This is a genomic window from Paenibacillus sp. J2R1T-4, assembly GCF_059692235.1.
In genome coordinates, this window is record NZ_JCAUBA010000004.1 from 154,780 (window position 1) to 167,692 (window position 12,913).

14 protein-coding genes are annotated in these 12,913 nt (G+C 47.8%); 13 read left to right on the top strand and 1 reads right to left on the bottom strand.

Annotated features, from left to right (window positions below; translation table 11 throughout):
- Positions 1-11: 11 nt before the first annotated feature.
- The 11 genes from yihA to hemB all read left to right on the top strand — a co-directional run bounded on the left by yihA (position 12) and on the right by hemB (position 10,330).
- Positions 12-623, top strand: a complete 612-nt coding sequence (yihA, locus tag AC58QD_RS09615) for a ribosome biogenesis GTP-binding protein YihA/YsxC (protein WP_497332472.1) — start codon at positions 12-14, stop codon at positions 621-623.
- Between the two features lie 233 nt (positions 624-856).
- Positions 857-1,444, top strand: a complete 588-nt coding sequence (locus tag AC58QD_RS09620; protein ID WP_497332474.1) for a non-ribosomal peptide synthetase module — start codon at positions 857-859, stop codon at positions 1,442-1,444.
- A gap of 133 nt (positions 1,445-1,577) precedes the next feature.
- Complete coding sequence (locus AC58QD_RS09625; RefSeq protein WP_497332476.1) at positions 1,578-2,135, top strand: double zinc ribbon domain-containing protein; 558 nt, start codon at positions 1,578-1,580, stop codon at positions 2,133-2,135.
- Between the two features lie 337 nt (positions 2,136-2,472).
- Positions 2,473-2,874, top strand: coding sequence for an adenosylmethionine decarboxylase (gene speD, locus AC58QD_RS09630; RefSeq protein ID WP_497332478.1), 402 nt, complete (start codon positions 2,473-2,475; stop codon positions 2,872-2,874).
- 128 nt (positions 2,875-3,002) lie between these two features.
- Positions 3,003-3,542, top strand: coding sequence for an S-adenosylmethionine decarboxylase (locus AC58QD_RS09635; RefSeq protein ID WP_497332480.1), 540 nt, complete (start codon positions 3,003-3,005; stop codon positions 3,540-3,542).
- A 160-nt stretch (positions 3,543-3,702) separates the two neighbouring features.
- On the top strand, positions 3,703-5,142 hold the full coding sequence (hemA, locus tag AC58QD_RS09640) for a glutamyl-tRNA reductase (RefSeq protein ID WP_497332482.1): 1,440 nt from the start codon (positions 3,703-3,705) through the stop codon (positions 5,140-5,142).
- A gap of 32 nt (positions 5,143-5,174) precedes the next feature.
- Entirely contained in the window at positions 5,175-6,005 is an 831-nt protein-coding gene (locus tag AC58QD_RS09645) for a cytochrome C assembly family protein (protein ID WP_497332484.1), read from the top strand.
- 5 nt (positions 6,006-6,010) lie between these two features.
- A complete protein-coding gene (locus AC58QD_RS09650; RefSeq protein WP_497332486.1) occupies positions 6,011-6,697 on the top strand; it encodes a precorrin-2 dehydrogenase/sirohydrochlorin ferrochelatase family protein in 687 nt (228 codons plus the stop codon).
- 55 nt (positions 6,698-6,752) lie between these two features.
- A complete protein-coding gene (gene hemC, locus AC58QD_RS09655) occupies positions 6,753-7,703 on the top strand; it encodes a hydroxymethylbilane synthase (RefSeq protein WP_497332488.1) in 951 nt (316 codons plus the stop codon).
- An 8-nt stretch (positions 7,704-7,711) separates the two neighbouring features.
- Complete coding sequence (cobA, locus tag AC58QD_RS09660) at positions 7,712-9,244, top strand: uroporphyrinogen-III C-methyltransferase (protein ID WP_497332490.1); 1,533 nt, start codon at positions 7,712-7,714, stop codon at positions 9,242-9,244.
- An 81-nt stretch (positions 9,245-9,325) separates the two neighbouring features.
- The gene (hemB, locus tag AC58QD_RS09665) at positions 9,326-10,330 is read left to right on the top strand and encodes a porphobilinogen synthase (RefSeq protein WP_497332492.1); all 1,005 of its coding nucleotides are present in this window, start codon (positions 9,326-9,328) and stop codon (positions 10,328-10,330) included.
- Between the two features lie 134 nt (positions 10,331-10,464).
- On the opposite strand, the gene AC58QD_RS09670 is transcribed toward hemB, so the two are convergent.
- Complete coding sequence (locus tag AC58QD_RS09670) at positions 10,465-10,623, bottom strand: hypothetical protein (protein ID WP_497332494.1); 159 nt, start codon at positions 10,621-10,623, stop codon at positions 10,465-10,467.
- Between the two features lie 249 nt (positions 10,624-10,872).
- On the opposite strand from AC58QD_RS09670, the gene hemE reads away from it, so the two are divergent.
- Both hemE and hemH read left to right on the top strand, forming a co-directional pair.
- Positions 10,873-11,955 (top strand): uroporphyrinogen decarboxylase, encoded by a 1,083-nt coding sequence (gene hemE / locus AC58QD_RS09675; protein WP_497332496.1) that lies wholly within the window; start codon positions 10,873-10,875, stop codon positions 11,953-11,955.
- A 2-nt stretch (positions 11,956-11,957) separates the two neighbouring features.
- Positions 11,958-12,890: a ferrochelatase gene (gene hemH / locus AC58QD_RS09680; RefSeq protein WP_497332498.1), complete on the top strand. Its 933-nt coding sequence runs from the start codon at positions 11,958-11,960 to the stop codon at positions 12,888-12,890.
- Positions 12,891-12,913: the final 23 nt, after the last annotated feature.

Here is a 12,913-nt window from a genome sequence, read left to right on the forward strand (position 1 = left end):
GGGAAACCGGAATGAAAGTTAATCAAGCTGAGTATGTCATTAGCGCAGTTGGACCTGCTCAGTACCCAGAAGACGGCTTGCCAGAGATCGCTCTGGTTGGCCGTTCTAATGTGGGCAAATCATCACTTATCAACAAAATGATTATGCGCAGAAATTTAGCTCGTACGAGCTCGCAACCTGGTAAAACACAGACATTAAATTTTTACCGAATAGAATCACAATTGTATTTTGTAGATTTACCGGGCTACGGTTATGCCAAAGTTTCCAAGACGAAGCGGGAGGAATGGGGCCGCTTTATTGAGAAATATTTGATCGAGCGCGAACGCCTTCAGCTGATTATCCAGATCATTGACCTGCGGCACCCGCCGACTGCCAATGATATTGCTATGTATGAATGGATGGTTCATAATGATCTGCCCGTTTGTATTGTAGCGACTAAAGCTGATAAAATCCCTAAGGGAAAATGGCAGAAGCACCAAAAGATAATAAAAGAAAGTCTGAATATGCGTCCTCAGGATGAGATCGTGCTATTTTCGTCGGAAATCGGCTTAGGACGCGATGATCTTTGGCAAGTGATCGAACAGGCGGCGGCTCTGCAAACAAGCTCTTCTAGTGATGACTAGAACGAGCTTTCTTTGCGACTGATTCAAAAGGAACTTAATGAGGTTATTAAGGTATTGCATGAATATGCAAGCGAAACAGGGGAAATACAATGTTTATCTGGGACTTCTTACGAAAGACAACGGATTATTCAGAATTTTGATTGTTTTCAGCGAAAAGTTAACAGGAATAATTTCAAGGGTTATAGTATACTTAATTAAGGTAAGGGTTTAAAACAAAGAATCGAGGGATTTTTATGGCTCAGCGGTTAGCGACGGAATATGTCAAAACCTGCTTGCATTTAACGGAAGCCGAAATGTCTAGTTTTCTGGATTTGCTTACAATGAATCAGGTCAATCCTCGGGTCAAAGTTACCGAAAATGGAAGTCAGGAAGTTGTCTTCCAAGATGGTGCAGATGAAGAAATTTGTTTGTCCTTTGAACGGAAGCACGGGTACTATGTATGCGAGGGTTCTTGCAGAATCAGTAATCCCAAGTTAGCGAATCTGATGCGTAAGGCTGTAGCAGAGTTTAAAGGCGACGCAATTGTAAACCGGATTTACACCTCTTATACGATGAACTATGTTTACAAGAGGGGTTCAGTTGTACAGATCATGGAGATTACTCCGAGCAGCAAGAAGTTGGTATTTGAGTATAAGGATACTTTAGGTATACTGGAACGTATGTTTAACCAGGAGCTTGTTGAGCGTGAGATTTCTCAAGTATTGCAACAGATCAATATGTTGCTGGATGAACGTAATGAGACAGACCAGCCTGAACAGAAACAACAAATTGACGACGAGTTGAAATCGTTGACGCATAAATTATTCGTACTAGAAGCGTAGAAGCCGTGCTGGATGCGAACGGGGGTCGAGTGATCGGCCCTTTTTTGTTGTAGTTGGAAAGTCTTAAAAAGGAATGATGATCCGTATAGTATAATAGTTCTTTCGACACCTATAAACACGATGGAGGGATACCATGAGTATATTCAAGAAAATAAAAGACGGAGCAGCCAAAGCGGCTGATAAAGCACAACGTACCGTAGAAGCGTCGAAATTATCGGCCCTCATTACACGCAAGCGTAAAGAAATAAAAGATAATTATACTTCCATCGGTTCGGCCGTCTACCAAGCATACCGCGCTGGAGATTTAGCATTAGCGGAATCCGAGATTACCAGACTGTCAGACGAAGTAGCTTCCATTGAAGCATCGATAGCCGACCTTAATTATCGAATCAGTCTGCTGAATGATGTGAGGTTATGTGTATGCGGACACCGAGCACCTTCTGATGCTGCATTCTGCCCGGCTTGCGGGAGGAAGTTTGACTTGGATGATGCAATCGTCCTTACAGAGAACGAAGTAGTAGAGACAGCAGAAGATCATTCAGAGGTCTGGACCGAAGTAGAACCGCCTGTGTATGAAGGAGTAGAGACCATCAAGTGCCATTATTGCCGTGAGGAGCTTCCGGAAGATGAGACGGTATGCCCGCACTGCAGAGCCGTACAAGCGTTGCCTGGGCATGAAAATCGCTTGTAATCCTCACAGGTTGTTAAAGGAAACGAAGCTCTCACAAGGGCTCAGGTGGGCTGCAGGGTCGGTTAGGATTATTTCTAGATGAACGCACCACCATAACACAATCGACATACGTTGAGTATTGGAGTGAAATTAGTCTAAGGATTTCATTCTTTACAAAAAAAACTATTGCATTTCTAGGCTAGAGATGTTATTTTTATTCTCGTTGAAAACAATATAGGAACCAGGATTCACTCAGGACATGTAATGTTGCGAGAGATTATTCCCTCGGGAAGTGAATGACGTAGGTCCTAGCGGATGAAATCCAACAATTTTATTCCTAGGAAGGGGGAACCGAAAGATGGAATACTCTACTTTCGGAAGACACGTTGCTGTTGATACTTGGGGAGCCGATTTTGACAAGCTTAACAGCGCAGAATGGCTACAAGCTCAAATGGTAGAAGCTGCGGAGGTTTGCGGAGCGACGGTATTGTCCGTTCAATCCAAGCAGTTCGAGCCGCAAGGTGCAACGGTTTTGGTATTGCTGTCGGAGAGTCACATCTCGATTCACACGTATCCTGAGAAAGGATTCGCGGCATTGGATTGTTATACTTGCGGGGAAACAGTAGATCCGCAGGCGGCAATCGATTATCTCGTTTCCGTCCTGAAGCCTGAGAAGACGTATGCCAAGAAGCTTATTCGCGGCCTAGGCGAAATGACCGTAGAATCACCTGTTATGCAACAGGCTGTTCTAGCGAAATAACAACGGAAACAAAAATGAACTTAGATAAATAGGCTTGATGCGAATGACCATGGATAAAATCCATGGTCATTTGTTTTGTGTTCGTCCCATACAAATACAAGGAATGCTAATAAAGCGGGGGATTGTATATGGGAAATCGAGCACGTGTTCATCTTAAGAAACTTCTCGGGTGGTTCATTGTGGCAGCTTTAATTGTATGGCCGTCTTATCAAATTGTGAATAGCTTACGCAGCGCCTCTGAGAAGCATGACGCATCCAATCTGCTATACCAAGTGGCCCTGTTCCAGATGGAACTGTTGAATAGTGCCTTGATCGAGGGTGCTGAGGCTAAGCGCTCTGAGGAGCTGAATGAGCTGCGGTTGGCTGCGTATTCCGCGAATTTCACTCATGAGCGTCTGGTTCTGGCTGAAGGAAAGTCGCTCGCAGCCCTCCACTCCTTGCCGGAGCTTATTCAGTATTTGCTGCGCTTGCAGATTGGCGGTGAGCGGAACTTAAAACAGGATGAAACAGATACATTCGCCAAGGCAGGAGCGGGCTTTAAAGTACTGTTCGACAATTATTCCAAGCTTATGTCTTCGGGAGGAAAAGTAGTGGGTTCTGCGAATGATAAGATGAAAAAGGCGGATGATGAACTATATGATTTGATACATAAGAAGCTGCAGCCTTAAGATGGCCGACGGTATAGCGTTTTCCCCGTTCGAACATACTATTGAAAGTGTGAAGAACGGTTCATAATTTATTCATACTTTTGAAGGACTACCTTTGTCGTATTATGTTATAATGAATCTTGAATTTGAATGCAGGCAGATGAAAGGCAGGTGAGGAACGATGCACATGATTGTTGTCGGATTGAATTATCGGACAGCCCCCGTTGAGATTCGGGAGAAGTTTGCTTTTGCCGAACATGAGCTTGCAGAGGCTCTAGAGCAGCTCAAAGAGACGAAGAGCATACTTGAATGTGTGATCGTGAGCACTTGTAACCGGATGGAAATATACGCAGTCGTAGATCGACTCTATATGTGCGGTTATTATATTCGCAGCTATTTGGAGCGGTGGTTCGGAATTCCGCGTGAATACATGAAGGATTACTTATACATGTATGAAGACCGACCGGTCATAGACCATTTGTTCAAAGTGACATGCGGACTGGATTCTATGGTTATTGGTGAAACACAAATTTTGGGTCAAGTTCGCGATGCCTTCCTGAAAGCTCAGGAGGAGAAAGCAACAGGGTCCATGTTCAATATGATGTTCAAGCAAGCAGTAACTCTGGCCAAGCGTGCGCATTCTGAAACGGCAATTGGAGAAAATCCGGTATCTGTCAGTTATGCTGCTGTTGAGCTTGGCAAACGGATTTTCGGTAATTTCAAGAAGAAGACCGTCTTGATCATCGGCGCTGGCAAGATGAGCGAATTAACATTGAAGCATCTAGCCGGACAAGGCGCAGATCGGGTATTAGTCGCTAATCGAACGATTGCTAAGGCGGAAGAGCTGGCCAGTAAAATGAATGGCAAAGCCATAGCCATGGATCGTATGTTGGATGAGATGAAGCACGTGGATGTCGTGATCAGCTCGACCGGTTCTTCCGACTATGTCTTGGTCAAACAGCAGATTCAGCGCATTATGAGCTTGCGCAAATCACGACCGCTGTTCATGATAGACATAGCGGTACCTCGCGATCTGGATCCGGAAATTGCCAAGGTGCCCAATGTATATTTATACGATATAGATGATTTGGAGCTAATTGTGGAGACTAATTTGACGGAACGCCGCAAAGAAGCAGATAAGATCGATTCGATGATTGAGGTTGAAATTGCTTCATTTGAACAGTGGTACAAAATGCTAGGAGTAGGTCCTGTCATTCAAGCACTGCAGGAAAAAGCGAATACGATCCATCAAGAAACGATGGAGAACCTGCTTCTTAAGCTGACAGATCTCGATGAGCGCGAGGCGAAGATCATCCGCAAATTAACCAAGAGCATGATGAACCAGATGATGCGGGATCCGATCTTAAGAATCAAAGAGCTTGCTGGTGAGCGTAACGGGGAACAAGCACTGAATTTGTTTACTGATTTGTTCGCGCTAGATTCGGAGCCTGTGACTGTGGAGGCTAAGAATAAAGCAGAGGCAGTCAAACGTCTGCCAGAGCAGAATCGGAAGTCTGGCGACACTGTCAAGGAAGAAGGACTGTATGCGATCGGCGGTAAGCAGCAGGAACGTGCGCCGATGCTGAACCTGGCCGCTGGCGAGATACTTGCCGGAACTTAGGTTACCTGGCCATAGGAAGCAGGGAGCTAGCGATGGTCACTATTACATGGATGTATGATGCAATTCTTTATTTATATGCCCTGAGCCTGTTGTTTTTCTTTTCCGCCGCCGTAGGGCCTAAGCGGAATGCAAAGCGCATGGGTACAGGGCTGCTTTCTTTTGTATGGCTTATGCAAACCTTCTTTATGGCCTATCGGATGTACGTGTTAGATTACATGCCGGTCCTGACCTTGTTCGAAACCTTGTTCTTATGTGTGTGGCTGCTCGTGTCTGTAACTTTGATTATGAGCTGGTTCATGCGTATGGATATGATCGTCTTTCTAGTTAATGTTGTTGGTTTTACAATACTAGCAGTTAATCTATTCAGTGATTCGGGGAACTCCTCAGGACTAAGTCAGTGGGAAGCGCGGGATCATCTGCTATTCGTGCATATTACATTAGCTATTAGCAGTTATGTGGCTTTCTTGTTTGCTGCAGTATTCTCGGTGATGTACCTGTATATGCACAAACAATTGAAAGGTAAGCAATGGTCGACTCTGCTTACCAGATTCCCAAGTCTCGATACGATCGAATATTATACGTTTCGTTCCGTCCTGATCGGGACTCCCTTGCTTATCTTGTCTCTTGTCTTGGGTCTGGTTAAAGTGGGATTAGAAGGAGACAGTCATTATTTCCTCGATCCAAAAGTTATTTTGACTTTCTTCATCATGATGGCTTATGTGTTTTACTTGGTTCAAAGAGCCTCAGGCCAACAACCCGGTTATAAATTGGCGTTATGGAATTTGGCGGCTTTTGCTCTGGTTGTACTGAATTACATCGGCACCAATTTGCTATCCCGCTTTCATCAATGGGATTGGATGTGACGACTATGGATCAACCATCATTATTGCCGATGATGGTACGGATGAAGGGCAGAAGTTGTCTCGTTGTCGGGGGCGGCCGTGTAGCCGAACGGAAGGCAGCAACTCTGCTGGAAGCAGGTGCTGCGGTTACCGTTGTGAGTCCATCCTTTACAGAGCAATTGAAGCTCTGGGCTGAAGAAGGGCTGCTGTTCCTTGAAGAACGGGAGTACGCACCTGGTGAGGGAGAGGCTGCTTTTCTTGTTGTTGCTGCAACCGATCGACAAGACGTGAACGAACACATAAGCTCGGTGGCCGCCATGCGCGGACAGCTCGTGAATAGCGTTTCAGAGCCTCTGCTGGGATCTGTCATCTTACCAGCCGTGCTGCGGCGTGGACCGCTCACAGTGACAGTCTCCACGGCTGGAGCGAGCCCTGCCGCGGCTATAGCCATTCGTGATCGAATCGATGCTTTATTAGGCGAAGACGTTGAGCGGCTGCTTGATTACCTCGAGTGCTTTCGGCGGAAGGCGAAGGCACGTGTCCCTGATGCAACGCTTCGCCGACAGCTTCTGAAGCGGCTGGTAAGCGGGGATGTCTTCTCTAGACTGTCCGATGACAACTGGCAGGACTATGAGGCGGAGATGCAGCGTTTGTTGGAAGAAGCTGAGTTGGCGTGTAAGGATGCTGTTTCTGAACAGGAAGCAGAGGATTAGCCTGAACACGTCTTATTTTTATTAGATCCCATTTCAGAGAAGCGGAGGGGTAGTCATGCGGAAGATTATTGTTGGAACGCGTCAAAGCGCATTAGCACTTACGCAGACAGGGCAGGTCATCGAGCAGTTGAAGCAAGCGGCTGAGCGTCATGGCATGGTCTGTGAGTTCGAGATTCAGAAGATTGTTACTAAGGGCGATATGATTCTGGACGTCACCTTATCGAAGGTGGGCGGCAAGGGTCTGTTCGTAAAAGAAATAGAGCAAGCGCTCTTGGACGGTCAGATTGATATGGCTGTTCATAGCATGAAGGACATGCCTTGGGAGCGGCAGGACGGTCTTATCGTCGGAGCAATCCCTGAACGGGTAGATCCTCGTGACGCTCTGATCACCCGAGGCGGGGTCTCGCTTGCTGAGCTTAAGCATGGCGCCAAGCTCGGTACAAGCAGTCTGCGCAGAGCTTCGCAGATGAAAGCCTATCGGCCCGATCTCCAGATCGAGTCGATTCGGGGCAACATTGATTCGAGGCTGCGCAAGCTCGAAACCGAAGGCTTCGATGCGATCATGCTGGCCGCCGCCGGTCTTCACCGGATGGGCTGGGCCGACCGCATCGTCGAATACGTGCCGGCCGACGTCTGCATCCCGGCCGTCGGGCAAGGCGCCCTCGGCATCGAATGCCGCGAGGGCGACCACTTCATGATCGATCTGCTCAGCACGATCGATCACGCGGCTACGGCGCTCGCTGTGCGAGCTGAGCGCCGCTTCTTGGGGCGCCTGAACGGGGGATGTCAAATCCCCCTTGGCGCCTACGCTGTCGTGCTGCCGAACGAGGGCAGCACGGATCCGTCACCGCGTATCGAGGTGACGGGCATGGTTGGCTCCCCCGATGGGCGGGAGCTGTTGAAAGAATGGGTGCAAGGACATGATCCGGATGAGTTGGGCGACCAACTCGCGGACAAGCTGCTTGCACAAGGCGCAGAACGGATATTGGCTGAGCTGAGAGGATGAATTCGTCCATGCAACGGGGAATAGTATATTTGGTCGGAGCGGGTCCCGGAGATCCGAAGTTAATTACGATAAAAGGCAAGGAAGCGATCGAGCGGGCGGATGTAGTTGTGTACGATCGCCTGGCCAACCCCCGTCTGCTGCGTCACATGAAACCGGGAGCAGAGAAGATTTTCGTGGGGAAGCTGCCCGATAAGCATATCTTGAAGCAAGGGGAAATTAATCAGTTATTAGTTGACCTTGCTCTGCAAGGCAAAATAGTCACACGTCTTAAAGGCGGTGATCCAAGTGTATTCGGCCGTGTTGGTGAGGAAGCCGAGCTTCTGGCGGAGTATGGGATAGCCTTCGAGATTATTCCAGGCATTACTTCCGCAATAGCCGTGCCGATGTATGCTGGAATCCCAGTGACCCACCGGGATTTCACATCGTCATTCGCGATCATTACGGGCCATGAGTATCCGAATAAAACGTATGCGAACGTAGAATGGGAGAAGGTGGCTACAGCAGTAGGCACACTAGTCTTCCTGATGGGCGTTGCTAATATAGAGTCGATCTCTGAGCGTCTGATTCATTTCGGCAAAGCTCCAACAACTCCAGCTGCCGTCATCCGGATGGGGACCTGGATGGAGCAGACTACGGTAACAGGAACTTTAGAGACAATTGCAGGTAAAGTGAAGGAAGCTGGCATAGAGTCACCTGCTATTATTATTGTTGGTGAGGTCGTACAGTTGCGGGAGCGCATTGCTTGGTTCGAGAAACGTCCGTTGTTCGGCAAAAGAATACTGGTGACGCGAGCTCGGGAGCAAGCCAGTGAGTTGGTTCGCAGGATTGAGGAATTAGGCGGAGAGGCCGTCGAGTTCCCGGTCATACGCTGTCAGACGCCTAGCAAGAAGGAAGCCATTGAACAATTGGATGAAGCATTATCAAGCTTGAATAAGTTTCATTGGGTTCTATTCACGAGTGTGAATGGAGTGGATTTCTTCTTCCGCCGACTGATGGAGAATGGACTGGATATTCGCAGCCTAACCGGAGCGATCATTGCGGCAGTAGGCCCTAAAACACAGGAAGCGCTCCGTCAACGCGGCTTGACGACTTTGCCGCTTCCGGCTGAATATCAAGCTGAAGGTTTAGCTGAGTCACTGATTCCCCATCTGAAGCCGGGACAGCATGTCCTTATTCCCTCGGGGGACTTGGCTAGAGATGTATTGCCTAAGAAGCTGGCCGAGTTGGGTATGCAGGTCACCTCAGTCGATACGTATGAGACTGTGTTATCCACGGAGTACGGGGAGGAAACGTTGGAAATGCTGCGGAGCGGAAGCATTAATGCCGTTACCTTTACAAGTTCATCTACAGTGACCAATCTATTAGTTGCTTTGAGACAATTGGGTGAGGATCAACCAGAAGAGTTGATAAGCAGGCTTGAAGTTACTTGTATTGGACCGATCACAGCCAAGACAGCCAAGGATGCGGGCTTGTCCGTACACCGGGTAGCTCAACAGTCAACCGTTGCTTCAATGATCGATGCTCTTCAACAGCCTTTGTAGCGATATCCTAATAAATATTTGGCCCGATGTGCTTCGATAGAAAGTGCGTTTACTGCGTAATTATTTGAGGAGGAGTTCAAGATGAGTTTTCCTGTCGTACGGAACCGCAGATTGCGCAACAGCGCAGCAATGCGTAATTTAGTCCGAGAAACCCAGCTATCTGTCAATGACTTTATTTATCCCTTATTCGTTACGGAAGGCTCAGGAGTACGTGAACAAATTTCTTCCATGCCGGGTGTGTTTCATCTGTCTCTCGATCAATTAGAGTCCGAAATTCGCGAGATTGAGTCTTTAGGAATCCAGTCGATCCTTTTATTCGGGGTACCGGATCATAAGGATAGTACAGGTACAGAAGCGTATGGGAATCATTCTATTGTCCAGAAGGCAACTCGCGCTATCAAATCATGGGCGCCGGATCTCCTGATCGTGGCGGATACTTGTTTGTGTCAATTCACCGATCATGGACATTGCGGAGTGGTGAAGCACAATCCTTTGACGAATCGGGCAGAGGTTGATAATGATCTTTCCTTAGAACTGTTGGTCCGAACCGCTGTGTCGCAAGCAGAGGCCGGAGCAGATATCATCGCCCCTTCCAATATGATGGATGGGTACGTGCATGAGATCCGCAAAGGGCTAGACGAAGCCGGCTTCGAACATATTCCGATCATGGCTTATTCCGTTAAGTATGCTTCTGCTTTTTATGGTCCTTTCCGGGAGGCGGCTCATTCCACACCCCAGTTCGGCGACCGTAAGACGTACCAGATGGATCCGGCCAACGCCAGAGAAGCGATCAGAGAAGCGGAGTCTGATGTCGCAGAGGGTGCCGATCTATTGATGGTGAAGCCTGCGCTGGCTTACATGGACATTATAAGAGAGCTCAAGAATCGTTATCAGCATCCAATTGTAGCGTACAACGTCAGTGCGGAATATTCGATGATCAAAGCCGCCTCAGAACGGGGCTGGATTAATGAACGTGCGATTGTGCTCGAAACACTAATTGGATTCAAACGGGCTGGTGCCGATATTATTATTACTTACCATGCCAAGGATGCTGCAAGATGGTTATCAGATTCAACGCAGTCCTAATTTCAGGCCAAATGAACAAGCCGGATTTCTTCATACCGTCAAGTACACTTACGACGTCTATGCAAGGAATACGGCTTTTCGTTATATATGAGGAAGCGGTGTAATGGAGTGTGTGAACAGCGATCAAACCAGTGCTAGTTATTCGAGATTATCCAGCCAAATACGACTGTAATCAAGACAACGGAGAAGAACACATAACTAAACATCCGAACAGGCTTAGGCAACAGGGATTGTTGCTTGCTCATCATGGCTTCTTCCGAAAGATCTTCCTCCACATGCTGCTTTTTTGCCAAGATTATCACCCTCCAAGACCACTGATGTATGCGCTTTCTTTATAGTTATACGTTACATGATGCACACAAGTTTCGCTACTGTCAAAATTCCACATTTTTATTAGACACTTTGGATACATTGTCATGATTTTGTCGGATGTTGTCCATGTGAGTTGGTTGTTACACTGGTAGATTTCGGGCATAATAGGAGGAGAATTTAAGCAGTCCGCTTTGTCGGTAAAGCATTGGAACAGGAAAGAGGAGATTGTCATGAGTTATAACGATATTTTTATACGTGCCTGCCGCAAGCAGGACATCGACCGTCTGCCCGTGTGGTATATGCGTCAAGCAGGACGCTATGACCCCGATTATCGTAAAATCAAAGAGAAATATTCATTGCTAGAAATATGTGAACAGCCAGAGCTTGCTGCTGAGGTTACACTCCAGCCGGTCAAAAGATTAGGGATAGACGCTGCAATCCTGTATTCCGATATTATGAATCCTGTCGCGTCTCTGGGGATTGATTTCGATATAGTGAAAAATATTGGTCCTGTTATTCATAATCCGGTTCGTACGGCTGCAGATGTCGAAGCGCTTCGACCGATTGATGTAGAGGGCGACCTGTCACATATTATTGAGACGATCCGTATTCTCGACCGTGAATTGACAATCCCGCTCATTACTTTTGCAGGTGCTCCATTCACCATTGCAAGCTACTTGATAGAAGGAAAGCCATCGAAGAGCTATATTCGCACCAAAGAAATGATGTATGGGGAGCCGGACATTTGGTTCGCTCTTATGGACAAGCTAGGGGATATGGTTATTACTTACCTCAAGGCCCATATAGCTGCAGGAGCTAAGGCTGTGCAGGTGTTCGACAGCTGGGTTGGTTCCTTGGCGCCGCGCGACTTTCAGAAGTACGTTCTTCCTACGATTCAGCGAATATTCAGTGCGCTGTCAGAATATGATCAACCCAAAATATATTTCCCTGGCGTAAGCTCAGGTGAATTGCTCCCTGCCATATCTGCATGTGCCCTCGAAGCGGATGTAATCGGATTGGACTGGAGAACTCCGATTCCGATTGGCCGCAGCCGTCTGGGCAGCCGCTATGCGGTGCAAGGCAATCTCGATCCCTATGTGCTGACTGCACCTATGTCCGTCATTGAAGAGCACGCGCGCATCATCATCGATGAGGCGATTGATCAACCTGGATATATTTTTAATTTGGGACACGGCCTTTTCCCGGAAGCTTCACCTGAGAAACTTGAACAGTTGACCTCATTCGTACAAAGCTATTCTGCCGAAGCTATCGCGGCCAGAAAAGCGACACTGCTCACGAAGGAAGGAAAATAAGCATGTCAGAACGAACAATTGGTGTGTTGGTAATGTCTTATGGAACACCAGAGAGCCTGGATCAGGTTGAAGCCTACTATACACACATCCGTCGCGGGAAACCGCCGACACCCGAGCAGCTTCAAGCCCTGCGTGACCGTTATGAAGCGATAGTCGGAGGGTTCTTCCCGCTTCGCGAGAATACGAACAAACAGGTTGCAGCTCTGGAGGAGACATTGAATCGTGAGCATACAGATGTCACTTATAGATGCTATCAAGGCTTGAAGCATGCTTCTCCTTTTATCGAGGACGGGGTTGCGCAGATGGTGCAGGACGGCATTCAAGAGGCAGTCGGTGTGGTGCTTGCTCCGCATTATTCCGTGATGAGTGTAGGGGGATATATCAAGCGGGCACAGGAAGCTGCGCAGTCGCAGACCTCAGAGCTCAAGCTCGACTTTGTCCGAAGCTATCACTTGCATCCTAAGCTGATTGAAGCCCTGACGAATCGTGTGACGCAAGCGCTAAACCGCTTTGACGAGCAGGATCGTGATCAAGTGAGGGTGATTTTCTCCGCCCACAGCTTGCCTGCTCAGATTCTGGAGATGAATGATCCCTATCCGGAGCAATTATTAGAAACTTCACGCGCTATAGCGGATCAAGCAGGGGTTACCAGCTGGCAATTTGCTTGGCAAAGTGCTGGACAGACCGCAACACCGTGGCTTGGTCCTGACATCCTTGACGTGTTAGGGACGATTCGCGAGGAAGAACAAGTCGAGAATGTTCTAATGTGCCCAGTCGGGTTCGTATCCGATCATTTGGAAGTCCTGTACGACATTGATATAGAATGCAAGCATCGTGCCAAGGAGCTGGGTATGCGGTTGGAACGTACGGAATCTCTTAACACGGATCCTCTCTATATGGAGACACTTAGCGACGTAATTGGAAAGCTTAGCTAACACAAGGAAGAAGGTTCGTAACC

Excerpts from the sequence above, each read along its gene's own strand:
- yihA (WP_497332472.1), top strand. The coding sequence starts at position 12 with ATGAAAGTTAATCAAGCTGAGTATGTCATTAGCGCAGTTGGACCTGCT.
- AC58QD_RS09620 (WP_497332474.1), top strand. The coding sequence starts at position 857 with ATGGCTCAGCGGTTAGCGACGGAATATGTCAAAACCTGCTTGCATTTA.
- AC58QD_RS09625 (WP_497332476.1), top strand. The coding sequence starts at position 1,578 with ATGAGTATATTCAAGAAAATAAAAGACGGAGCAGCCAAAGCGGCTGAT.
- speD (WP_497332478.1), top strand. The coding sequence starts at position 2,473 with ATGGAATACTCTACTTTCGGAAGACACGTTGCTGTTGATACTTGGGGA.
- AC58QD_RS09635 (WP_497332480.1), top strand. The coding sequence starts at position 3,003 with ATGGGAAATCGAGCACGTGTTCATCTTAAGAAACTTCTCGGGTGGTTC.
- hemA (WP_497332482.1), top strand. The coding sequence starts at position 3,703 with ATGCACATGATTGTTGTCGGATTGAATTATCGGACAGCCCCCGTTGAG.
- AC58QD_RS09645 (WP_497332484.1), top strand. The coding sequence starts at position 5,175 with ATGGTCACTATTACATGGATGTATGATGCAATTCTTTATTTATATGCC.
- AC58QD_RS09650 (WP_497332486.1), top strand. The coding sequence starts at position 6,011 with ATGGATCAACCATCATTATTGCCGATGATGGTACGGATGAAGGGCAGA.
- hemC (WP_497332488.1), top strand. The coding sequence starts at position 6,753 with ATGCGGAAGATTATTGTTGGAACGCGTCAAAGCGCATTAGCACTTACG.
- cobA (WP_497332490.1), top strand. The coding sequence starts at position 7,712 with ATGCAACGGGGAATAGTATATTTGGTCGGAGCGGGTCCCGGAGATCCG.
- hemB (WP_497332492.1), top strand. The coding sequence starts at position 9,326 with ATGAGTTTTCCTGTCGTACGGAACCGCAGATTGCGCAACAGCGCAGCA.
- hemE (WP_497332496.1), top strand. The coding sequence starts at position 10,873 with ATGAGTTATAACGATATTTTTATACGTGCCTGCCGCAAGCAGGACATC.
- hemH (WP_497332498.1), top strand. The coding sequence starts at position 11,958 with ATGTCAGAACGAACAATTGGTGTGTTGGTAATGTCTTATGGAACACCA.